Raw genomic sequence first — 19628 nt, 5'->3', positions numbered from 1 at the left:
GCGCGGGCCATGGGGGTATGTTGTGGAAAAGACAGCGGTGCTTGTGCTGATCGCCGAGGATCAGGCGGAGATCGGCGACGTGTTGAAGGAGTCCTTCGAGGAGGGCGGCTACGAGGTGCTGCTGGCCGCGACGGGGGAGGAGGCGATGGCCGCGCTCGACGCGCAGGGCGACGAGGTGCGTGCCCTCGTCACCGACATCAAGCTCGGGTCGAGTACCACCGGCTGGGACGTGGCGCGGCATGCGCGGGAGCTGAAGCCCGAGATGCCGGTGGTCTACATGACCGGCTCCGAAAGCAACGACTGGGCCTCGCTCGGGGTGCCCAACAGCATCCTGGTGCCGAAGCCCTTCGCGCCCGCGCAGGTCATCACCGCGGTCTCGCAACTCCTGAACGCGAGCAGCACGCCCGGCGCGTGAATCCCGCGATCAAGCCCGAGAGACCCAGCCTCTGAAAGAGAACCCGGCATAGAAGAGGGCCACGCCGGAGAATCCCGCCTCGCGCAGGACCGCCCCCTCTTCGCCGTCGGACAGGAGCGGCAGGCCATCCGCCATCTTCGCTGCCGCGAGGCGCGACCGGGCGAAGCCGGCGCCGGCCCGGTCGGCGAAGGCCGCCGATCGTGCAAGCCACGCGACGGCATCGTCGCCGTCCGCGATGCTGTGATGGGCGACGACCAGCGGTGCGCCGGGCTTCAGGCGCCGGTGGATTTCCCGCAGCGTGTGCAGGCGCTCCTGCCGTTGCAGGAAGTGCAGCGTGAGCAGACAGGTCGCGCCGTCGAACGGCCCCGGCTGCACGGTGTCGATGAAGCCCTGCCGGAGATCGACGCGCGCGCCCAGCGATCCCAGGACTCGGCCCGCCAGGTCGAGCATCCCGGCCGACGGATCGACGCCGACGAAACGCCAGCGGGGCTGCGCCTCGGCGAACGCTTTCAGTTCGAGGCCGCCGCCGGCCCCCACGACGAGAATGTCCGCCGCCGCGGGCGCATGCTCCGCCAGCAACAGCATCGCCATGCGGTGCAGGTCGGCGTAGCCCGGCACCTTGTGTGGCGTGGCCGCGACATAGTCCGCGATCGTCGCGGGCGCGGCGAAGGGCTGCGCCGCGTTCATCCGCCGAACACGAGGGCGCGGTGGAGCGACGTGCCCGCGGTGACGCCGTCGGCCACCGCCCAGCTGACGCTGTGTGGCGCGCGGGCAATGTCGCCCGCGGCGTAGAGGCCGGGCACGCTCGTCATCTTGTCGGCATCGGTGCGGATGATCGGGCCGGCCGGGCCGTCGTCGATCGCGACGCCGAGCCGTTCGGCGATCGGGCTGGCGAGGCACGATTGCGGCGCGACATAGAGCGCGGCGAGCTCGGCCACGCGCCCATCTTCGAATTCGGCGCCGGACAGGGCGCTGCCTTCGCCGAGCAGACGCGCGACCCGGCCGGGCTCGACCGTCACGCCATGCCGCGCGAGCCTTTCCGCATCGCCGGGCGCGAGCGCGGCGCCGTTAAGGAACAGGGTCGTCGGTCCCCATTCGGCAACGAGGCAGGCCTGGTGGACCGACAGGGGCGTGCGAAAGAGCACGCCGAGCCGACGGTCGCTGAATTCGAACCCATGGCAGTAGGGGCAATGCAGCACCGTGCGGCCCCAGCGTTCCTGCAGGCCGGGGATCGGCTGCAGTTCGTCGCGCAGGCCGAAGGCCAGGATCGCCTTGCGGGCCGCGATCTCCTCGCCGCCCGCCAACGAGACGGCGAAGCCGTCGCCGCGCACTGTCGCCTCCGAGGCTTCGCCCTCGATGAAGGTGACGCCGGGATAGCCCGCGAGCTGCGCCCGCGCCCGCGCCAGGATCGACGAGGGTTCGCTGCCGTCCGACCCCAGGAAACCGTGCGAGGCGGGGGCGAAGCGGTTGCGCGGCTGGCCGGCATCGATGACGCACACGCGGCGGCGGGCGCGCGCGAGGTAGGTGGCGGCGGCGAGGCCGGCGAAGGCGCCTCCGACGATGACGACATCATGCTGCATGGTTGGTCTCCAGGTCGGTCGACCCGCCGCGCCGGGCGAGGCGTTCGTGAAAGTCGGCGCTCAGCGCCGCGAGGGTGAGGGCGCCGAAGCGGCGGAGCAGCAGGGCCTCGGCCTCGTCGAAGGCGTCGCCGAGGGCGGCGTTCACCGCCTGCTCGACCAGACAGCCGGGCGCCTCAGTGCGGTTGCCCATGGCCAGCAGCCCGGGCTGCCCGAGCGCCTCGTAGATGTCGAGCAGGGTCACGGCGCGGAGATCGCACGCGATCGTCCAGCCGCCGCCATGGCCCTTTTCCGATTGGACGAACCCGCGCTCCCGCAGGCCCCCCATCAGCCGGCGGATCACCACCGGATTGGTATCCATGGCGCGCGCCAGCATCTCCGACGTCATCGGATCCGGGTGCTCCGCCATGTGCAACAGGACGTGCAGTACGCCCGAAAGTCGGCTGTCTCTTCTCATGAAACTTCATATGTTACGTATGCTGGCTGATTTCAAGCCCTCCCCGTCGACCTTTGCCCACAAGTGGTTGAAAAAGCGCGAAAATCGACGCGAATAAACGAAACATTCGAAATGAGTGTCACGGGTCCTGCGCAGGTATCATGATACCGCACCGGCAACCGGCGCTCGCCTGGAAGCGTTCCCGCGGTTCGGGAGGGAGCGGACGGATGACGCGGAAGCTCAAGGTCTTTACGACGTCGGCGGGCTTCTTCGATCTCGCGGTGTCGGCGCCGTCGATGAGGGCCGCGCTCGACGCCTGGGGCGCGGGGGCCAATCTGTTCCACCAGGGCTTCGCGCAACAGACCGACGATCCGGCCATCGTGAAGGCCACCCTGGCGCGGCCGGGGGTCGTGCTGCGGCGGCCAGTCGGTACCGACCAGCCCTTCAGGGAGGAAGCCGAGGCGTCGGAGGCGGCATTCGACGGCCAGGCTGCAAAGGAGCCCAAAGCCACCCGCCGGCGGCGAAAGCCTGTTCTGGCGGAAGCGACCGATCGCAAGGAAGAACGCGAAGCCGCGCGTGCCTTCGAAAAGGAGCGGGCGCGCCGCGAACGCCGGGAGCGGCAGGAGGCGGCCGAACGGCGCAAGGAAGCGGCGCGGCGGGATCGCGCCATCGCCATCGCGACGGCGGCGATGGAGAAGGCCGAGGCGCGCCATGAGGCGACCATCGCGGAGATCGAACAGGCCCGCGCGGCGCTGGACACGAGGGCCGACCGCGAGGAGAGCCGCTGGCGTCGCGAGAGGGAGACGCTCGAAGAGAGGCTGCGCCAGGCACGGGTGCCGCGTCACCTGCGGCCAGTCTGACGTCGGAGTCTAATGCCGTCTCGACGCGCCGCTACCGGCCCTTCAGCCGGGCCACTTCTTCTTCGAGTTCCTTGATGCGCCGGGCGAGGTTGTCGACGGCGGGCGCGATCTCGGCCTCGCTGTAGCGCGGGACGATGTACTGGCGGCAGTTGATGTCCCAGGCCTCGATGGTGAAGGCGATCGCCCGTTGGGGCCGCGCGCGATAGGCCGGGTCGACCAGGCGCTCCATCAGTTCGAGGTCGCCTTCGACGATCCGCGCCCGGCCCCACAGTTTCAGCCGCTGCTGGGTGGCGAAGTGCAGCACGAAGATGTGGGCGCGGTCGTTCTCGCGGAGATGGCCGAGCGAGATGTACTGCTGGTTGCCCGCGAAGTCGGCGAAGGCCAGCGTGTGGCTGCCGATGGGCTTCAGGAACCCCGGCGGTCCGCCGCGATGCTGTATATAAGGTCGGCCGTCGGCGCTGGCCGTCGCAAAGAAGAACGTGTCGATGACGCCGAGGAACTTGCGGAGATCGTCGGTGATCTCCGTGTTCCAGGTCCGGCCCTCGAACCGGGTGCGTGATCCGAGACGCGTCTGCTCCGCCTTTACCGCGGCGGAGAACATCACGTCTTCGGGATCGCTCATCCCAGCCGCTCCATCGTTACCCCAGTTTCTTGCCGAGCCGGCCGGCGGTCTCCTGGATGAACTGCCAGGCGACGCGGCCCGAGCGCGAACCGCGCGTGATCGCCCATTCGACCGCCTGCTTGCGCAGCTCGTCCTTCGGCACGTCGAGCCCGTAGAACTCGCAATAGCCTTCGATCATCGCAAAGAACGTGTCCTGGTCGGCATTGTGGAAGCCGAGCCACAGGCCGAAGCGATCCGAGAGCGACACCTTCTCTTCGACGGCTTCCGACGGGTTGATCGCCGTCGAGCGCTCGTTCTCGATCATGTCGCGCGGCATCAGGTGGCGCCGGTTCGACGTCGCATAGAAGAGGACGTTGTCCGGCCGGCCCTCGATGCCGCCGTCGAGCACGGCCTTCAGCGACTTGTAGGCGGCGTCCTGTCCGTCGAAGGAGAGGTCGTCGCAGAAGACGATGAAGCGACGGCTCGAATCGCGGATCATGGTGAGCAGCGCGGGCAGGGACGGGATGTCCTCGCGATGGATCTCGACCAGCGCCAGCGGGCCGGGCGGTCCGCCCATCTCGCGGTTCACATGCGCATGGACCGCCTTCACGATCGAGCTCTTGCCCGCACCGCGCGAGCCCCAGAGCAGCGCGTTGTTGGCCGGCAGCCCCTTGGCGAAGCGCCTCGTGTTCTCGACCAGGGTCTCCTTCTGGCGGTCGATTCCGACCAGCAGATCGAGGTTCACACGGTTGACCCGCGGGACCGCCTCGAGCCTGTGCCCGGTCGCGTGCCAGACATAGGCTTCGGCCGCATTGATGTCGGCGCCGGGAGGAAGGGGAGGCGCCAGACGGTCGAGCGCTGCCGCAATGCGTGAAATAGTGGCTTTAAGGTCTTGATCCATCGTCGCCGGCCGCAGAAAAGGGGGGCGACCATATCGCCCCCCGCTTACATTGCAAAGCGGGGCGAGACCGGTATAGTCCGCGCGCTTTTTCGACGGCCGGAAGATTCGGGAGCAGAAGATGTTCATTTCGCAGGCGTGGGCGCAGGGCGCTGGTGGTGGCGGCGGGGATTTCCTCGTCCAGCTCTTCCCGCTGGTCCTCATCTTCGTCGTCTTCTACTTCCTGCTGATCCGTCCCCAGCAGGCCAAGGTGCGCGCCCAGCGCGAGATGCTGGCCGGTGTGAAGCGCGGCGATCGCGTCGTCACCGGCGGCGGCATCATCGGCCTCGTCACCAAGGTGATCTCCGACAACGAGGTCCAGGTGGAACTTGCCGAGGGCGTGCGGGTTCGCATCATCAAGCAGACCATCACGGATATCCTGACGCGCGGTGAATCGGTGCGCGGCCCGAAGGACAGCAGTGAAGAAGACGACAAGCCCATGCTGCCGCCGCCGGCGGCCGCGCCGGAGCGCAAGAGCCTGCTGGGCAGCCTTTTCGGCGGCGGCCCCAAGAAGTAACGGGGCGGAGAGGATCTAGGTCGGAATGCTCAACCTTCCGCGCTGGCAGACCATCGTCATCGCCGGCATCACGTTGTTGTCGGCGCTGTTCGCGCTGCCCAATCTGCTGCCGGCCAGCGTGCTCGATCACATGCCGCACTGGTATGCGAACAGCCGCATCAATCTGGGCCTCGACCTTCGCGGCGGTGCGCACTTCCTGCTGGAAGCCGACCTGCGCTCGGTCATCAACGAGCGCCTGAACAACCTGTCCGATTCGGTGCGCGGCGAGCTGCGCAAGCAGCAGGTGCCGTTCAAGGACGTCACCATCGAGCCCGGCCGCGCGCTGGTCGTCAACCTGCGGGACGAAGCGAACCGCGCCAAGGCGATCGAGGCGATCCGCGCGGTCGATCCGACCCTTGCGCTCTCCGGCAGCGGCGACGCGATCCGCGTCGCCTATTCCGACCAGGAGATGGCAAAGAAGAAGAAGGAAGTGATCGACCAGTCGATCGAGATCCTTCGCCGCCGCGTCGACGAGACCGGCACGCTCGAGCCCACCATCACGCGCCAGGGCGACGAGCGTATCCTGCTGCAGGTGCCGGGCATCAAGGACACGACCGACCTCAAGCGCAAGATCAACCAGACCGCCAAGCTCACCTTCCATCTGGTGAACGAGGACGTGGCGGCGACCGGGCAGAACATCCCGCAGACGGTGCCGCCCACCACCTTCCTCGTGCCGACGCGCGAGGGCATGCAGGAGCTGCGCCGCACCAATCCCAAGGCCTGGGAAGACATCCAGGCCGCCAATCCGCGCCTGTCGCCGGAGCAGATCTGCCGCCGCTACCAGCCGCAGTGCCTGCCCGTGCTGAAGCGCGTGGTGGTCGGCGGCGAGGACCTCGACGATTCGAAGGCCACCTTCGAGCAGCAGCAGGGTGGCCGGCCGATCATCAGCTTCACCTTCAATTCGGCCGGCGGCCGCGCCTTCTGCGCCGCCACCCGCGCCAACATCGGCAAGCGGCTGGCCATCCAGCTCGACGGCGAGATCATCAGCGCCCCGGTCGTGCAGAGCGCGATCTGTGGCGGCAGCGGCATCATCACCGGCAGCTTCACGACCCAGCAGACGCAGGAGCAGTCGCTGCTGCTGCGCTCCGGCGCGCTGCCCGCGACCCTCAGCATCATCCAGGAGAGCACCGTCGGTGCCGACCTGGGCGCGGACGCCATCCAGGCCGGCACGCTGGCGGCGCTGGTCGGCACCTTGCTGGTGGCTGTCTTCATGTTCGTGGCCTACGGGCCCGTGTTCGGTGGTTTCGCCAACCTCGCCATGCTGGTGAACCTGCTGATGGTGTTTGCCGGCATGTCGATCCTCGGCGCTTCGCTGACCCTGCCCGGCATCGCGGGCCTCGTGCTGACGGCGGGCCTCGCGGTCGACGCCAACGTGCTGATCTATGAGCGTGTGCGGGAGGAGAAGGCCCTGGGCCGCTCTCCGTTCAGCGCGCTCGCAACGGGCTACGAGAAGGCGATGTCGGCGATCATCGACGCCAATCTCACGACCCTCATCGCCGGCGTTCTGCTGTTCGGCTTCGGCTCCGGCCCGATCCGCGGCTTCGCGACGACGCTGACGCTCGGCATCATCACCTCGATGTTCAGCTCGACGATCTTCACGCGCATGCTGCTGGCGGTGTGGGTCCGTTGGCGCCGCCCCGCTGAACTCGTGATCTGAGGCGAAGCCATGTGGAAGCCCGTCCGCCTTTTCGCCTTCAAGAAGAAGTTCGATTTCCTCGGCCAGCGCCGCGCCGCGCTGGTCATCTCGACCCTGATCAACATCGTGTCCATCGTCGGCGTCCTGACGTTCGGCCTGAACTTCGGCATCGACTTCAAGGGCGGCATCGCCATCCAGGCCAAGGCCAAGGACGGCAAGGCCGAGCTCGACCAGCTGCGCAACACCGTGGGTGCGCTGGGCGTGGGCGAGGTGTCGCTGCAGGAATTCGGCGATCCCAGCACCGTTCTGATCCGTGTCCAGCGCCAGGAAGGCGACAACCAGTGCGTGGCCGGCGCCCAGCGGGTGATGCTGAAGCGCGCCGGCCAGGGCTGGCAGGTGAAGCCGGGTCCCGCCGGGACCGGCGACGTCGAGTTCACGTCGCCGACCGCGCTCGATGCCGCCAACTGGCGTGACGCCGTGAGCCGTGCCGGTCTCACCCTGCAGGAGCGCCAGCTGCCGCGCGGCTCGACCAATACGGCCAAGATCGACATGTCGGTCGAGCAGCGCGCCGAATGGTGCCAGCAGGTGGCCATCAAGCTGGTCGAGGACGCGATCGGCAGCAATTACGAGCTGCGCGGCACCGAGTCGGTCGGTCCGAAGATCGGCGACGAGCTGATGCGGAGCGGCATCTATGCCGTGCTGGCCACCATGATCGCGATCGCCATCTACGTCTGGGTGCGCTTCGAATGGCAGTTCGCGATCGGCGCGCTGATCGCGATGCTGCACGACGTCATCTCGACGGTCGGCATCTTCGTGCTGTTCCAGCTCGATTTCAGCCTCACGGCGCTGGCCGCGGTCCTGACCATCGCCGGCTACTCCATCAACGACACCGTCGTGATCTTCGACCGCGTGCGCGAGAACATGCGCCGCTACAAGAAGATGCCGCTGGTAGACCTGCTGAACCACAGCATCAACGAGACCCTGTCGCGCACGTTGATGACCTCGGCCACGGTGTTCGTCGCGGTCCTCGCCCTCGTGCTGTTCGGCGGGCCGGTGCTGCACAGCTTCTCCGTCGCCATGCTTTGGGGAGTCATCGTCGGCACCTATTCGTCGGTCTGGGTCGCTTGCGCGGGCCTCGTCTGGCTCGGCCTGCGTGCCGACCAGCTTCGCCCGGCCGAGGACAAGGCGGACAAGGGCGACAAGACGGAGCAGGCCGGGGCGTGAAGCCGCCGCGCCCGGGACCCGCCGACAAGACCCTGCCGACGCCGGATCCGGCGCAGGTCCAGTACATCCGCAGCTACGGTCCCGGCCGCTTCATGATCAGCGAGCGCGAATGGCGGTCGCCGGTGCTGGTGACGCCGACCGTCACACATCCCTGGACGATCGCGCGAGCCGAGGATCTCTCTCTCGAAAGCCTGGCACCGCTGCGCGAGGCGGCGATGCCGACGGAGATTCTCGTGCTGGGCTGCGGCGCGCGCGCCGTGTTCGTGCCGCCCGACCTGCGGGCGGCCCTGAAGGCGGCCGGCATGGGCCTCGAGGTGGTCGACACGGGCTCGGCCTGCCGCATCTACAACGTGCTGCTGGCCGAAAGCCGGCGGGTGGCGGCGGCCCTCATTCCGCTGTAGGGAACGGGCATGCCGCTCGACCTCTACCTGGCCTTCGTGGCCGCCTGCGTCGTCCTGATTGTCATTCCGGGTCCCAACGTCGCGTTGATCGTCGCCAACAGCGTGGCGCATGGCGCGCGGTACGGGCTCATGACGGTGGCCGGGACGGCGAGCGCCATGGTGCTCCAGCTCGCCCTCGTGGTGCTGGGCGCGTCGGCCCTGCTCGGGCTGCTGGCCAGCCTGTTCGACTGGCTGCGCTGGCTGGGCGTCGCCTACCTCCTGTGGCTGGGGGTGCGCACCTGGCGCGCGGCCTCAGCCGATCTCTCGGGCATTGCGGCCGAGCCGCGTTCGGCCGCCGCGATCTTCGCGCGCGGTTTCCTCGTATCGCTCACCAATCCCAAGACGCTGCTGTTCTACGCGGCCTTCCTGCCGCCGTTCGTGTCGGCGGAGCGAGGCGCGACAACCGACCAGCTCCTGCTGCTCTCGGGGACGTTCCTGGCGGTCGCCGTGCTGCTGGATGGCGCCTGGGCCCTGCTGGCCAGCCGGCTGCGCTTTCTGTTGCAGGCCCGTGCCCGCCTGCGCAATCGCCTCACCGGCGGCCTGTTGATGGGCGCCGGCGTCGGTCTCGCGCTCGCGCGGCGCCCCTGAAGTCCAGATGCCGCGGCTCAGATCGGGGCGTTCTGTTGCGCCACCATGCAATAGAGCATGCCGATCGAGAACATGGTGTTGAAGCGGCTGGCATAGAGCGCCTTCGTGGCCGCTGCGGCCTTCTCCTCCGCCGTGGCCTCGACGAGGCCCAGGACCTTCTGCTGGTTCGGCCAGATGATGAACCAGACGTTGAAGGCCATGGTCAACGCCATCCACATGCCGACTCCGATCATGACGAAACCGGGCCGCAGGGTCAGCGCCTCGACGATGTACTTGTTCATCGCGGCCAGCAGCAGGCCGGTGATGACGGTGGCCAGGGCGGCGTAGCGGAACCACCAGAGCACGGTGGGGGCGATGAACTTGGTGATGGCGGTGCGGCTCTCGGCCGGCTGGATCTTCGGCATGGTGGGCACCTGCACGAAGTTCAGGTACCAGAGCAGGCCGACCCACATCACACCGCAAATGACGTGCAGCCACCGCATGATGACGGCCGCATAGGCATGGTCGACCTTGATCGACTGTCCGGTCGCGGCGCCGGCGACCACCACGATCAGGACGAGGAGCACGATGCCTGCGGAGACGGTTCGTCCAAGCGAGGTAAACAAGGCACCCATGTTGAACATCCCCCTTTATCTTATTGAAGGGACTGACAAATCCCCGATGGCTATACTGTAAACTCAAGCTCGCCTGCGTTCAACGGTCGCACCCTGGCCTTTAATCCCTGATGTCCGAATCCCAGCCGAACAGCTACCGCGCCGCCGAGGCGTCGCACCGCTACGTGCTCGACCTCGTGCGCGACGCCGACCGGGACCGCTTCCTCGGCGCCCTGTTCGCGCCGGAGCCGCGGCGCCGCGGTCTGCTGACCTTACTGGCCTTCGATTACGAATTGGCGCGCACCCGCAGCGTGACCCGGGAGCCGATGCTGGCGCGCATCCGCCTCGAATGGTGGCGCGAGGCGATGGCGGAGGCCGCCGGCGGCGGCAAGCCGCGCGCGCAGCCCATCGTCGAAGCGCTCGGCGAGACCATACGTCGCCACGGGCTCTCTCTCGAAAGCCTGGTCGAGTTGATCGATGCGCGCGAGGAGGAGATCGAGGGGCCGCTCGACGTCATGCGCGCGGGACATGCCCTGGCCGATCTCGAACTCGCCGTCCTGGGTGTCGAGGATGCGCCGTCGCGGCAGGCCGCCCACGCCGTCGGCGCGGCCTGGCTGATGGGAGAGGGGCTCGAACGGGACCAGCTGGTGGGCGATGCGCGGGCGCTGCGCCGCAAGGTCGATCCGGCCGCGCTGCCGATCCTGTTGCCCGCGATTTCGCTCGGCAAGCCGATGGGACCGTTGAGGCGGCCGCTGGCCTATTGGTGGGCGGCCAGACGCGGGCGATACTGACCGGTGAACCCCCGGGAGGAAGCGTGGCGCGCACCAAGGCCAATGGCATCGAGATCGAATACGAGACCTTCGGCAACCGGAAGGATCCGGCCCTGCTGCTCATCATGGGGCTCGGCGCCCAACTGACCCTGTGGCCGGAATCGCTGTGCGAGGGGTTGGCCGGGCAGGGCCTCTTCGTCGTGCGCTACGACAACCGCGACGTCGGCCTGTCGACGGACTTCGACCAATGGGGCCTGCCCAACCTGATGGACGCCATGGCCAGGCTGATGAAGGGCCAGAAGGTCGATGCGCCCTATCTGCTTTCCGACATGGCGGCCGATGCGATCGGGTTGCTAGACGCGCTGGGCATCGACCGTGCGCACATGGTCGGCGGTTCGATGGGCGGCATGATCGCCCAGGTCATCGCCGCGACCCATCCGACGCGCACGCGTTCGCTGGTGTCGATCATGTCGACCAGCGGCCGCTACGGCCTGCCGGCCGGCAAGCCCGAAGCCGTGGCGATGTTGTCGGCGCAGCCCGAGGGGACGGCGCGTGAGCAGCTGATCGCCCATGGCATGAAGCTGCGGACCGTCATCAGTGGCCCGGGCTATCCCACGGACCCCGCCACGATGCGGGCCCTGGTCGAGCGCAACATCGACCGGCGCTACTATCCGCCGGGCGCTGCGCGCCAATACCTCGCGATCATGGCGTCGGGCCCGCGCGTCGATCTCCTGAAGACGGTGAGGGTGCCCACGCTGGTGCTGCACGGCGAGGACGATCCGCTGCTGCCGGTCGAGTGCGGCCGGGACGTGGCGGCGCTCGTGCCCGGCGCGAAGATCGAGACCTTTCCCGGCTGGGGCCACGACGTGCCCGAGCAGATGGTGCCCAAGCTGGTCTCGAGCATCTCCGGTTTCTGCAAAGCCGCCTGAAGGAAACGCCCCATGAAGTTCGGCATCTTCTACGAGCATCAGCTGCCCCGGCCGTGGAGCGAGAAGAGCGAGTACCAGCTGCTGCAGGATTCGCTCACCCAGATCGAGCTCGCCGACCGGCTGGGCTACGACTATGCGTGGGAGGTCGAACATCATTTCCTCGAGGAGTATTCGCACTCCTCGGCGCCGGAGGTGTTCCTCGGGGCGGCCAGCCAGCGCACCAAGCGCATCCGGCTGGGCCATGGCGTGATCCAGCTCACGACCAACAACCCGCATCGCGTTGCCGAGAAGGTCTCGACGCTCGACCTGCTGTCGGGCGGCCGTGTCGAACTGGGCATGGGGGAGGCGGCGGGACCGGCCGAGCTGCATCCGTTCAATATCCGCGTGCGCGACAAGCGCGAGCGCTGGGAGGAAGCCGTGAAGGCCATCGTCCCGATGTTCACGCGGGACAGCTGGGAGTTCCACGGTCAGTACTACGACTTCCCGGCGCGCAACGTGATCCCCAAGCCGTTCCAGAAGCCGCATCCGCCGCTGTGGGTCGCCTGCTCGAACATTGCCACAATCGGCAAGGCCGGCGAGTGGGGCATGGGGGCGCTGGGCTTCACCTTCGTCACGCCCGAAGCGGCGCGCGCGTGGGTGCACAAGTACTACAACAACCTGCTCAACAATTCGCACAAGCTCGCCGACTATCCCAGCAATCCCAACGTGGCGATGGTGTCGGGCTTCATGTGTGCGCCCACCGACGAGGAGGCCGAGGCAAAGGCCGCCGGCTGGACCTTCTTCATCTTCGCGCTCTCCTACTATGGCCGCAAAGGCGTCGATGCGCCGGGCACTTCGAACCTGTGGGACGAGTACCAGGCCTGGCGCGGCGGACCGGAGGAGAAGAAGGCCCTCGAATCAGGCCTCATCGGCTCGCCGGAAACGATCCGCAGGAAGCTGCGCCAGTTCCAGACCAGCAGGGTCGACCAGGTGATCCTGCTGAACCAGGCCGGCAAGACCAGTCACCAGGACATCTGCGACTCGCTCGATCTCTTCGCCCGCGAGGTGATGCCGGAGTTCCATGCCGCCGAGGCCGAGCATGCGGCGTGGAAGCAGAAGGTGCTCAACCGCGAGATCGTGCTCGAGGACCTCGACGTGGCGAAGTACGACATCTTCAGCCACCAGAACGAACACATCGTCCGCCTCACGCCCGAGCAGCTGAAGCAGAAGATGGCCGAGAAGGAAGCCGCCGCGAAGCGCGCCTGAGCGCGCTTCGGTCGGCTACCGCGCCGGTGGCACCTGCGTGCGGTACCAGTCGAGGATCTCCGCGCCGGTCCACATGACGACGCCCTCGTGGCCGAGGATGTAATCGTAGAGCATCTCGAGATACTTGATCCGGTGCGGCACGCCGGTGAGATAGGGATGGATCGAGATGGCCATCACGCGCGGGGCGGTCCTGCCGTCGAGATAGAGCCGGTCGAACTGGTCGCGGCCGCGGCGGAAGATCTCGTCCGACGGCTGCTGCTGCACGGCGCTCATGACGACGTCGTTGATCTCGACTGTGTAGGGCACCGAGACGATCTCGCCGTGCCTGGTCTTCAAGGGCAGCGGCTGCTCGTCCATCACCCAGTCGGCGACGTATTCGATGCCGGCCTCGGCGAGCAGATCGAGCGTCTCGTCGGTCTCGGTGAGGCCGGGGCTTTCCCAGCCGCGCGGCGCCTTGCCGGTGAGGTCCCTGATGGCGCGGATCGTGTCGGCGATCGCGCTCTTCTGGTCCTCGACCTTGTGCATCGGCTTCTGCACCCAGCCATGGCCCATGAAATCCCAGCCGGCCTCGTGCGCGGCCTGGCAGGCCTCGCGGTAGAGTTCGCAGGCCGTGCCGTTCACGGCGAAGGTCGCCTTGAGCTTGCGCGCGTTCAGCGTCTCGAGGAAGCGCCAGAAGCCCACGCGCATGCCGTACTCGTGCCATGCCCAGTTGGGCACGTCGGGCAGAAGCGGCACGCCCATCGGCGGCGGCAGGACGGTACGCGGCATTGCCCCGGCCGGACTCCAGTTCTCGACATTCACGATCGTCCAGACGGCGACGCGCGCATTGCCTGGCAGGGTGAGCTTCGGCCGCTTGTGGATCGGCAGGTACGGCGTGCGCCCGCGGACGCTACGACCAACTTCTGAAGACATCGACTTGAGCTTTCCGCTGCAGGGTTGCGCAATTCACGTAACCCTGCAGCAAAATTCACGCCGGGATGACCTACTTGTTCGGGTTGATCAGGAACTTCTCGCCCGTCGCACGCTTGGCGTAGGCGGTGAGGTTCTTGAGGTCGAGCGCTTCCTGGAGCGAGATGGTCCTGGTGTAGTGGCTGGCGAAGGTCGTCTTCAGCGAGTTCACGACCCGCTCGCGCAGGCGCAGCTGGTCGGGGCGACCGATCTTCTGCAGGAACGGCGTGAGCAGCCAGCCGCCGACGCCCCAGGCCATGCCGTAGTTGCGGGTCAGTTCGACCGGGCCGGTGTTCAGGCTGCCATAGACATAGACCTGCTTGTGAACCGACGAGCCGTAGCGGTTGTAGGTCGTCGCCGTCTTGTTGATGGCGATTTCCATCGCGGTGAGGATCTGGCTGGCGAGCTTGCCGCCGCCGATCGCATCGAAGGCGATGGTGGCGCCGGTCTCGACCAGCGCCTGCACGAGATCGTCCTGGAAGCTCGCGGCGCTCGAATCGACGACATGCTTCGCGCCGATGCCCTTCAGCAGCTTGGCCTGCTCGGCGCTGCGCACGATGTTCACGAGGCCGATCCCATCCTCGTTGCAGATCTTGACCAGCATCTGGCCGAGGTTTGAGGCCGCCGCCGTGTGGACCAGCGCCTTGTGGCCCTCGCGCTTCATGGTCTCGGTCATGCCCAGCGCCGTCAGCGGATTGACGAACCACGAGGCGCCTTCGGCCGCCGTCGTGCCGGCGGGCAGGGGCTGGCAATCGCGGGCATTCAGCACCCGGTACTGGGCGTACATCGAGCCGCCCACCATCGAGACGAGCTTGCCCTTGAGCGCCTGCGCGGCGTCGGACGAGCCCGCCTTGACGACGGTACCGGCGCCTTCGTTGCCGACCGGGAGAGATTCGCCCAAGCGCGTCGCCAGGAACGGCAGGGCAGAGGCCGGCACGGGCGCCGTCACCTTCACCGCGTCGCCGCTGCCGGTGGAGGTGGCCTTCGAGAGATCGGCGGGTCCGGTCAGCAGGCCGAGATCGGAAGGGTTGATCGGCGTCGCCTCAACCTTCACCACGACCTGGTCGGGGCCCGGCTCGGGCACATCGACCCGGAGGAGCGACAGCTCGAGCTGGCCTTCGGTGGAGATCAGGGAGCGAAGCTGCAGTCCCGATAGTTTGTTGGCGTCGCTCATTTCAATCTCCGCATTGTTTGAAGGCGCGCACGATGCCAAGTGCCACCGGGGCGAACAAGCTTCAATCCGCCGCTCTTTCGCAAGCGGCGGAAGGTCAGCCGGTCCAGGCCCGCCGCGTGGTCGAGAAGGCCAGCACGCCCGAGAAAGCCACGATGCCCAGTGCCACGCAGGTGTAGAGGCCCGAGACGCCCCAGCCGAATTGGTCGAGCGCCAGCAGGCTGCCGCCGCCCGCGATGGTGATGCGCGTGAGGTTGGCGGCGACCGGCCAGATCATCTCGCCGGTACCCTGCGAGGCGAAGTAGAGCGCCATGGCGAGGCCGAAGAAGCCGTAGGCCGGGCCGACGATGCTGAGATAGTGGCGGCCCGAGGCCAGCGCGCCGGGATTGCTGGTGAAGAGGCCGAGCCACAGGTCGGGCCAGACCGCGACGATGATGCCGATGGTGGCGGCGACCGCACCGGCCATGAAGGCGCCGGTCCAGGCCATGCGCTGGGCGCGGGCATATTGCCTGGCGCCGATGTTGGTGCCGACCAGGGCCGTCAGCGTCGCGCCTATGCCGAAGCTGATCGGGATCAGCATGTATTCAAGGCGCGAGCCGATGCCGTAGCCAGCGATGGCCGCATCGCCTTCGCGGCCGATCAGTCCGGTGACGACCAGCACCGTGCCGTTGGTCAGGATGACCACGAGGCAGGCGATCAGGCCGACTTTCAGGATGTCGCGGAAGGCGCGCCAGCGGAACCCGTCGACTGGCCAGCGCAGGCGCAATGGCGCCTTCGGGCCGGTCAGCTTCGAGAGCATCCAGACGGCGGCAAGGGCGAAGGCGATCACCGCGGCGATCGCGGGGCCGCGGATGCCGAAGGCGGGGAGGCCGAACCATCCCAGGGTCAGAGCCCCGGTGAGCGGGATCTGGATCGCCGCCGTCACGACCAGCGCCAGGCCGGGCGTCTTCATGTCGCCGGTGCCGCGCAGGACGGAGGCCATCGAGTTGGCGACCCAGTGGGCGACGCAGCCCGAGAACAGAATGGTGGCGAAAGCCTCGGCCCGGTCGAGCGCCGCACCGCTGCCGCCCAGCGCGCCGTAGATCTGACGGCCGAACCCCACGAACACGATGCCGAACAGCACGGCCATGCCGACGGCGATGGCCAGCGCATGCGCCGCCGCCGCCTCGGCCGCGGCCTTGTTCCCCGAGCCCAGGGCACGGGCCACGGAGGAGGAGATACCGCCGCCCATGGCGCCGGCCGACATCATGCCGAGCGTCATCTGCGTCGGGAACACCAGCGCCAGCGCCGCGAGATCGATGACGCCGAGCTGGCCGATGAAATAGCCGTCGGTGATGCTGACGAGGCTCTGCATGGCCACGTTCAGCACGTTGGGGGTCGCGAGGGTGAGGATGGTGGGCACGATCGGCCCGGCCAGCATCATCTGCCGGCGTTCAGCGGGGGTCATTGCGGGCGATTTAGCACGCGCCGCGCCACCCGCTCGCGAACTTATCTCATGGGGTAGGGAGTTTTCTCAGCGCCTCGCGCGCTGCGAAACGACGGCCTCGGCGAGCTGGTCGATGGTCACGATGTCGGCGGCGACGTTCATCGGGATTGTGACGTCGAACCGGTCCTCCAGCTCCATGATTACATCCATGATCGTGAGCGAGTCGACGGTCAGTCCCTTCGAGATGACGGTCTGCGGCGTGATCGGCTTGCCGCCGGCATTGTACGGCGCCAGAAGGGTGAAAATCTCCCGCATCACCTCGTACTGCAATGAAGGCGCGCCGGTGGTGGAAGTACGGGGGGCGACCAGTTCCTGAACGGCCTGCATTGACTCACTCCGTCGAAGGGGGGCGTGAGCGCATTTCATCCCGACGCGGCCGGGATGTGAAATAACGTTTGGTTACCCACTGTTGCGGGACGTTACGGAATGTTTCCGCCTTTCAGACGGCGTGAACGATGTTGAGCTGCCGCCGTACTTCGTCGATCGGCTGCTCGACCAGGGGCCAGTAGTCCCACTTGTCGGACAGGTCGGTATTCACGAGCGCGCCGCGTTCGATGGCGGCGAACATCCGCTCGGCAGCGCCCGGCTCGCCCAGCACGCCGATGGTGGTATAGCCATCGGCGGTCGGCCGGGCATTCACGCCGGCGCTGAAGATCAGCACCGCGAACAGGATCAGGTAGAAGGGCCGCGTCTGCTTGAAGCCTGCGGTGAAGGAGGCAACCTGCAACTCGCCCTGAGGATCGGTGCCGTAGCCGCCCAGCACGTGGCAGAAATCGTGATACAGACCGGCCTCCGGGAATCCGAACCGCTCGCCCGGCATGCCGAACTTGTTGCGCTGGAAGTATTCGAACATCGACCGCCCCAAAGTGCCGTCCGGCAGCCTCGCCCAGGCGCGATACCGGGCGGCCAGTTCCGGATCCTCGATCAGTCCGCGCATGCCCAGGATGCTTTTCGCGAGCGCCACCACGCCGTGCTGCTTGAGCTGGTCTTTCATGATGTCGCCGACCTGGCTACGGCGCAGCAGGTCGAGCTTGAACAAGGTCATGTGCTGCTCGGCCAGCCGCCGCAGGTTCGTGAGTTCCGGCGTGGTGATGCCCAGCGCCTCGGCGAATGCCTCGACCCTGGCAACGGTTTCGCGCGAGGGCACGCCGTCGGCCAGCGCCAGGATCAGGAGGCCGTTGACGAACTGAAGGCGGAGGTCGGCCGACGGAAATCCCGCAGCGAGTTCCGCGGGCGTCACCGGCGGCAAGGTAGCGATGTCGGCGTCGATGTGGAGAAGCACGCGCCGCGCCGCCTCCATCAAAGCGAGCTGCGACTTGCCGGGCGTACCGGAGACTGACGCCACCGTTTTCATGGCGCGCAACCCAAGCAGGGCGGCGGCGGGCTCCGGCTGCATCAGGCGCATGGTTTTCTCCATCTTACTCCGCCGCGAGCGGCCTCGGCCTAAGCCATTCGTCGAAGTCGCGCAGCGCCCGCACGGCCATCGCCTGCTTTCGCTCCTTGCCCTTGAAGCTGCCGGCGATGGGCGGGAACAGGCCGAAATTGATGTTCATCGGCTGGAAGGTGGTGGCGTCGGCGCCGCCGGTGATGTGGCCCAGCAGCGCGCCCATCGCGGTGGTCGGCGGCGGCGGTGTCTGCGTGCGACCCAGTCTCTCGGCCGCCGCAAACCGCCCGGTCATCAGGCCGACGGCGGCGCTCTCGACATAGCCTTCGCAGCCGGTGATCTGGCCGGCGAACCTGAGCCGCGGCATCGCCTTGAGGCGCAGGGTGCCGTCGAGCAGGCGCGGGCTGTTGAGGAAGGTGTTGCGATGAAGGCCGCCCAGCCGCGCGAACTCGGCGTTCTGCAGGCCGGGGATGGTGCGGAAGATACGTGTCTGCTCGCCGTGCTTCAGCTTGGTCTGGAAGCCCACGATGTTCCACAGCGTGCCCAGCGCATTGTCCTGTCGGAGCTGGACCACGGCCCAGGGACGATGGCCGGTGCGCGGATCGCGCAGGCCCACCGGCTTCATCGGCCCGAAGCGCAGGCTCTGCGGCCCGGTCGAGGCGATCACCTCAATCGGCTGGCAGCCCTGGAAGTAGGGCGTGTTGTGCTCCCACTGCTTGAATTCGGTCTTCTCACCGGCCAGCAACGCGGCGACGAAGGCCTCATATTGCGGCTTGTCCATCGGGCAGTTGAAGTAGTCGGCCCCGTCGCCGCCGGGCCCGCCCTTGTCGTAGCGCGATTGCTTCCAGGCGATCGACTGGTCGATGCTCTCATAGTGGACGATGGGGGCGATCGCATCGAAGAAGGCAAGCGAGTCCTCGCCGGTCAGTTTGGCGATCGCCTCGGCCAGCGCCGGCGACGTGAGGGGACCGGTCGCCACGATGACACTGTCCCAGACCTCAGGCGGCAGGCCGGCAACTTCCTCGCGCTCGAGCGTCACCAGCGGGTGGGAGAGCAGCGTCTCCTGCACGGCGGCGGAGAAGCCGTGGCGATCGACCGCCAGGGCGCCACCGGCCGGCAGCTTGTGGGCATCGGCCGAACGCATGATGAGGGAGCCCGCGCGGCGCATCTCCTCGTGGATCACGCCGACGGCGTTGTTGGCGGCATCGTCGGAGCGGAAGGAGTTGGAGCAGACCAGTTCGGCAAGATTGTCGGTGAGATGGGCCTCCGTCCCGCGCACCGGCCGCATCTCGTGCAGCACCACGGGCACGCCCGCCTGCGCGAGCTGCCACGCCGCCTCGCTGCCCGCGAGGCCGCCGCCGATTATGTGAACGGGCTTGGTGCTTGACGTCATGCGCTCCGACCTGAAACCTGCGCCTCCTTACAATGGAGGGTCCGCCATGGCCATCAAGTTCCATAATCCGAAGTCCGTGTCCGTCGCCGGCAAATACAGCCTTGGCGTCGAGGTCCCGCCGGAGGCGCGCGTGCTCTACGTGTCGGGCCAGGTCGGCGTGGATTCTGCGGGCAAGCTGCAGGACGGCATCGAGGCGCAGAGCGAACAGGTCTGGAAGAACATCGGCGAGGTTCTGAAGGCCGGCGGCATGGATTTCCGCGATATCGTCAAGCTCACCGTCTTTTTGACCGACAGCCGCTTCATCCCGGCCTTCCGCGAGGTGCGCGGCAAGTATGTCGGACAGGAGCCCTATCCTGCATCCACCCTGCTGGTCGTGGCCGGTCTCGCCGATCCCTCGATGCTGGTCGAGGTCGAAGTGGTGGCGGCAAAGTAGCAGGCC

Annotated in this window: 23 protein-coding genes; 11 read left to right on the top strand and 12 right to left on the bottom strand. The window is 67.5% G+C overall.

All coding sequences use genetic code 11. The annotated features are described in order from the left end of the window. Positions 1–22 precede the first annotated feature (22 nt). Positions 23–415 (top strand): response regulator, encoded by a 393-nt coding sequence (locus tag Q0Q48_RS17330; RefSeq protein WP_295140082.1) that lies wholly within the window; start codon positions 23–25, stop codon positions 413–415. Positions 416–424: 9 nt separating this feature from the next. On the opposite strand, the gene Q0Q48_RS17325 is transcribed toward Q0Q48_RS17330, so the two are convergent. Genes Q0Q48_RS17325 through Q0Q48_RS17315 form a run of 3 tightly spaced genes read right to left on the bottom strand, consistent with a single transcriptional unit; the run spans position 425 to position 2449 of the window. After that, the gene (locus tag Q0Q48_RS17325) at positions 425–1102 is read right to left on the bottom strand and encodes a class I SAM-dependent methyltransferase (protein ID WP_293869044.1); all 678 of its coding nucleotides are present in this window, start codon (positions 1100–1102) and stop codon (positions 425–427) included. Continuing rightward, positions 1099–1995, bottom strand: coding sequence for an NAD(P)/FAD-dependent oxidoreductase (locus tag Q0Q48_RS17320; protein WP_293869042.1), 897 nt, complete (start codon positions 1993–1995; stop codon positions 1099–1101). Before Q0Q48_RS17320 ends, Q0Q48_RS17325 begins: the two co-directional genes overlap by 4 nt. Further along, a complete protein-coding gene (locus Q0Q48_RS17315) occupies positions 1985–2449 on the bottom strand; it encodes an Rrf2 family transcriptional regulator (protein WP_293869040.1) in 465 nt (154 codons plus the stop codon). The genes Q0Q48_RS17320 and Q0Q48_RS17315 overlap by 11 nt, the downstream gene beginning before the upstream one ends. Positions 2450–2655: 206 nt before the next feature. Here Q0Q48_RS17315 and Q0Q48_RS17310 point away from each other — a divergent pair, with 206 nt between their 5' ends. Continuing rightward, complete coding sequence (locus Q0Q48_RS17310) at positions 2656–3288, top strand: cell envelope biogenesis protein TolA (protein WP_295140081.1); 633 nt, start codon at positions 2656–2658, stop codon at positions 3286–3288. 31 nt (positions 3289–3319) lie between these two features. Here Q0Q48_RS17310 and Q0Q48_RS17305 read toward each other — a convergent pair whose 3' ends face one another. Then, positions 3320–3910, bottom strand: coding sequence for a pyridoxamine 5'-phosphate oxidase family protein (locus Q0Q48_RS17305; protein WP_295140079.1), 591 nt, complete (start codon positions 3908–3910; stop codon positions 3320–3322). 16 nt (positions 3911–3926) lie between these two features. Beyond that, on the bottom strand, positions 3927–4790 hold the full coding sequence (locus Q0Q48_RS17300) for an ATP-binding protein (protein ID WP_295140078.1): 864 nt from the start codon (positions 4788–4790) through the stop codon (positions 3927–3929). Positions 4791–4908: 118 nt separating this feature from the next. Here Q0Q48_RS17300 and yajC point away from each other — a divergent pair, with 118 nt between their 5' ends. The 5 genes from yajC to Q0Q48_RS17275 are packed head-to-tail and all read left to right on the top strand — an operon-like array spanning position 4909 to position 9270. After that, a complete protein-coding gene (gene yajC, locus Q0Q48_RS17295) occupies positions 4909–5343 on the top strand; it encodes a preprotein translocase subunit YajC (RefSeq protein WP_295140077.1) in 435 nt (144 codons plus the stop codon). Between the two features lie 25 nt (positions 5344–5368). Beyond that, a complete protein-coding gene (gene secD / locus Q0Q48_RS17290; protein WP_295140074.1) occupies positions 5369–7039 on the top strand; it encodes a protein translocase subunit SecD in 1671 nt (556 codons plus the stop codon). A 9-nt stretch (positions 7040–7048) separates the two neighbouring features. Continuing rightward, complete coding sequence (gene secF / locus Q0Q48_RS17285) at positions 7049–8242, top strand: protein translocase subunit SecF (protein ID WP_295140072.1); 1194 nt, start codon at positions 7049–7051, stop codon at positions 8240–8242. Further along, complete coding sequence (locus Q0Q48_RS17280) at positions 8239–8643, top strand: Mth938-like domain-containing protein (RefSeq protein WP_295140070.1); 405 nt, start codon at positions 8239–8241, stop codon at positions 8641–8643. Before secF ends, Q0Q48_RS17280 begins: the two co-directional genes overlap by 4 nt. Positions 8644–8652: 9 nt before the next feature. Next, entirely contained in the window at positions 8653–9270 is a 618-nt protein-coding gene (locus Q0Q48_RS17275) for a LysE family translocator (protein WP_295140069.1), read from the top strand. Positions 9271–9287: 17 nt separating this feature from the next. Here the strand turns inward: Q0Q48_RS17275 and Q0Q48_RS17270 are convergent, their stop codons facing one another. Continuing rightward, a complete protein-coding gene (locus Q0Q48_RS17270; RefSeq protein ID WP_295140067.1) occupies positions 9288–9884 on the bottom strand; it encodes a urate hydroxylase PuuD in 597 nt (198 codons plus the stop codon). Positions 9885–9994: 110 nt separating this feature from the next. On the opposite strand from Q0Q48_RS17270, the gene Q0Q48_RS17265 reads away from it, so the two are divergent. From Q0Q48_RS17265 to Q0Q48_RS17255, 3 genes are read left to right on the top strand one after another with little or no spacing between them, the layout of a single operon-like run. Then, positions 9995–10654 (top strand): squalene/phytoene synthase family protein, encoded by a 660-nt coding sequence (locus tag Q0Q48_RS17265; RefSeq protein WP_295140066.1) that lies wholly within the window; start codon positions 9995–9997, stop codon positions 10652–10654. Between the two features lie 23 nt (positions 10655–10677). Continuing rightward, the gene (locus Q0Q48_RS17260; protein WP_295140064.1) at positions 10678–11562 is read left to right on the top strand and encodes an alpha/beta fold hydrolase; all 885 of its coding nucleotides are present in this window, start codon (positions 10678–10680) and stop codon (positions 11560–11562) included. A gap of 12 nt (positions 11563–11574) precedes the next feature. Further along, complete coding sequence (locus tag Q0Q48_RS17255) at positions 11575–12807, top strand: LLM class flavin-dependent oxidoreductase (RefSeq protein WP_295140062.1); 1233 nt, start codon at positions 11575–11577, stop codon at positions 12805–12807. A gap of 15 nt (positions 12808–12822) precedes the next feature. On the opposite strand, the gene Q0Q48_RS17250 is transcribed toward Q0Q48_RS17255, so the two are convergent. From Q0Q48_RS17250 to trmFO, 6 genes are all read right to left on the bottom strand, one after another. Next, complete coding sequence (locus tag Q0Q48_RS17250) at positions 12823–13719, bottom strand: polysaccharide deacetylase family protein (protein ID WP_295140060.1); 897 nt, start codon at positions 13717–13719, stop codon at positions 12823–12825. A 70-nt stretch (positions 13720–13789) separates the two neighbouring features. Then, positions 13790–14929, bottom strand: coding sequence for a zinc-binding dehydrogenase (locus tag Q0Q48_RS17245; RefSeq protein ID WP_295140059.1), 1140 nt, complete (start codon positions 14927–14929; stop codon positions 13790–13792). Positions 14930–15023: 94 nt separating this feature from the next. Next, a complete protein-coding gene (locus tag Q0Q48_RS17240) occupies positions 15024–16373 on the bottom strand; it encodes an MATE family efflux transporter (RefSeq protein ID WP_295140057.1) in 1350 nt (449 codons plus the stop codon). A gap of 66 nt (positions 16374–16439) precedes the next feature. Beyond that, positions 16440–16739, bottom strand: coding sequence for an acyl carrier protein (locus tag Q0Q48_RS17235; RefSeq protein ID WP_295140055.1), 300 nt, complete (start codon positions 16737–16739; stop codon positions 16440–16442). Between the two features lie 112 nt (positions 16740–16851). Beyond that, positions 16852–17817, bottom strand: a complete 966-nt coding sequence (locus Q0Q48_RS17230) for a hypothetical protein (RefSeq protein ID WP_295140053.1) — start codon at positions 17815–17817, stop codon at positions 16852–16854. A gap of 13 nt (positions 17818–17830) precedes the next feature. After that, complete coding sequence (trmFO, locus tag Q0Q48_RS17225) at positions 17831–19189, bottom strand: methylenetetrahydrofolate--tRNA-(uracil(54)-C(5))-methyltransferase (FADH(2)-oxidizing) TrmFO (protein WP_295140051.1); 1359 nt, start codon at positions 19187–19189, stop codon at positions 17831–17833. A gap of 46 nt (positions 19190–19235) precedes the next feature. Between trmFO and Q0Q48_RS17220 the strand changes: the two genes are divergently transcribed. After that, positions 19236–19622, top strand: a complete 387-nt coding sequence (locus tag Q0Q48_RS17220; protein WP_295140050.1) for a RidA family protein — start codon at positions 19236–19238, stop codon at positions 19620–19622. Positions 19623–19628: the final 6 nt, after the last annotated feature.

This window comes from uncultured Reyranella sp. (assembly GCF_945957355.1).
GTDB lineage: Bacteria > Pseudomonadota > Alphaproteobacteria > Reyranellales > Reyranellaceae > Reyranella.
Note: the sequence above shows the minus strand (reverse complement) of the source record. Positions and strands in the feature narration are given on the sequence as shown.

Excerpts from the sequence above, each read along its gene's own strand:
- Q0Q48_RS17320 (WP_293869042.1), bottom strand. The coding sequence starts at position 1,995 with ATGCAGCATGATGTCGTCATCGTCGGAGGCGCCTTCGCCGGCCTCGCC.
- Q0Q48_RS17240 (WP_295140057.1), bottom strand. The coding sequence starts at position 16,373 with ATGACCCCCGCTGAACGCCGGCAGATGATGCTGGCCGGGCCGATCGTG.
- yajC (WP_295140077.1), top strand. The coding sequence starts at position 4,909 with ATGTTCATTTCGCAGGCGTGGGCGCAGGGCGCTGGTGGTGGCGGCGGG.
- secD (WP_295140074.1), top strand. The coding sequence starts at position 5,369 with ATGCTCAACCTTCCGCGCTGGCAGACCATCGTCATCGCCGGCATCACG.
- Q0Q48_RS17250 (WP_295140060.1), bottom strand. The coding sequence starts at position 13,719 with ATGTCTTCAGAAGTTGGTCGTAGCGTCCGCGGGCGCACGCCGTACCTG.
- Q0Q48_RS17235 (WP_295140055.1), bottom strand. The coding sequence starts at position 16,739 with ATGCAGGCCGTTCAGGAACTGGTCGCCCCCCGTACTTCCACCACCGGC.
- Q0Q48_RS17265 (WP_295140066.1), top strand. The coding sequence starts at position 9,995 with ATGTCCGAATCCCAGCCGAACAGCTACCGCGCCGCCGAGGCGTCGCAC.
- Q0Q48_RS17305 (WP_295140079.1), bottom strand. The coding sequence starts at position 3,910 with ATGAGCGATCCCGAAGACGTGATGTTCTCCGCCGCGGTAAAGGCGGAG.
- secF (WP_295140072.1), top strand. The coding sequence starts at position 7,049 with ATGTGGAAGCCCGTCCGCCTTTTCGCCTTCAAGAAGAAGTTCGATTTC.
- Q0Q48_RS17220 (WP_295140050.1), top strand. The coding sequence starts at position 19,236 with ATGGCCATCAAGTTCCATAATCCGAAGTCCGTGTCCGTCGCCGGCAAA.
- Q0Q48_RS17255 (WP_295140062.1), top strand. The coding sequence starts at position 11,575 with ATGAAGTTCGGCATCTTCTACGAGCATCAGCTGCCCCGGCCGTGGAGC.
- Q0Q48_RS17245 (WP_295140059.1), bottom strand. The coding sequence starts at position 14,929 with ATGAGCGACGCCAACAAACTATCGGGACTGCAGCTTCGCTCCCTGATC.
- Q0Q48_RS17300 (WP_295140078.1), bottom strand. The coding sequence starts at position 4,790 with ATGGATCAAGACCTTAAAGCCACTATTTCACGCATTGCGGCAGCGCTC.
- Q0Q48_RS17310 (WP_295140081.1), top strand. The coding sequence starts at position 2,656 with ATGACGCGGAAGCTCAAGGTCTTTACGACGTCGGCGGGCTTCTTCGAT.
- Q0Q48_RS17325 (WP_293869044.1), bottom strand. The coding sequence starts at position 1,102 with ATGAACGCGGCGCAGCCCTTCGCCGCGCCCGCGACGATCGCGGACTAT.
- Q0Q48_RS17270 (WP_295140067.1), bottom strand. The coding sequence starts at position 9,884 with ATGGGTGCCTTGTTTACCTCGCTTGGACGAACCGTCTCCGCAGGCATC.
- Q0Q48_RS17315 (WP_293869040.1), bottom strand. The coding sequence starts at position 2,449 with ATGAGAAGAGACAGCCGACTTTCGGGCGTACTGCACGTCCTGTTGCAC.
- trmFO (WP_295140051.1), bottom strand. The coding sequence starts at position 19,189 with ATGACGTCAAGCACCAAGCCCGTTCACATAATCGGCGGCGGCCTCGCG.
- Q0Q48_RS17230 (WP_295140053.1), bottom strand. The coding sequence starts at position 17,817 with ATGCGCCTGATGCAGCCGGAGCCCGCCGCCGCCCTGCTTGGGTTGCGC.
- Q0Q48_RS17275 (WP_295140069.1), top strand. The coding sequence starts at position 8,653 with ATGCCGCTCGACCTCTACCTGGCCTTCGTGGCCGCCTGCGTCGTCCTG.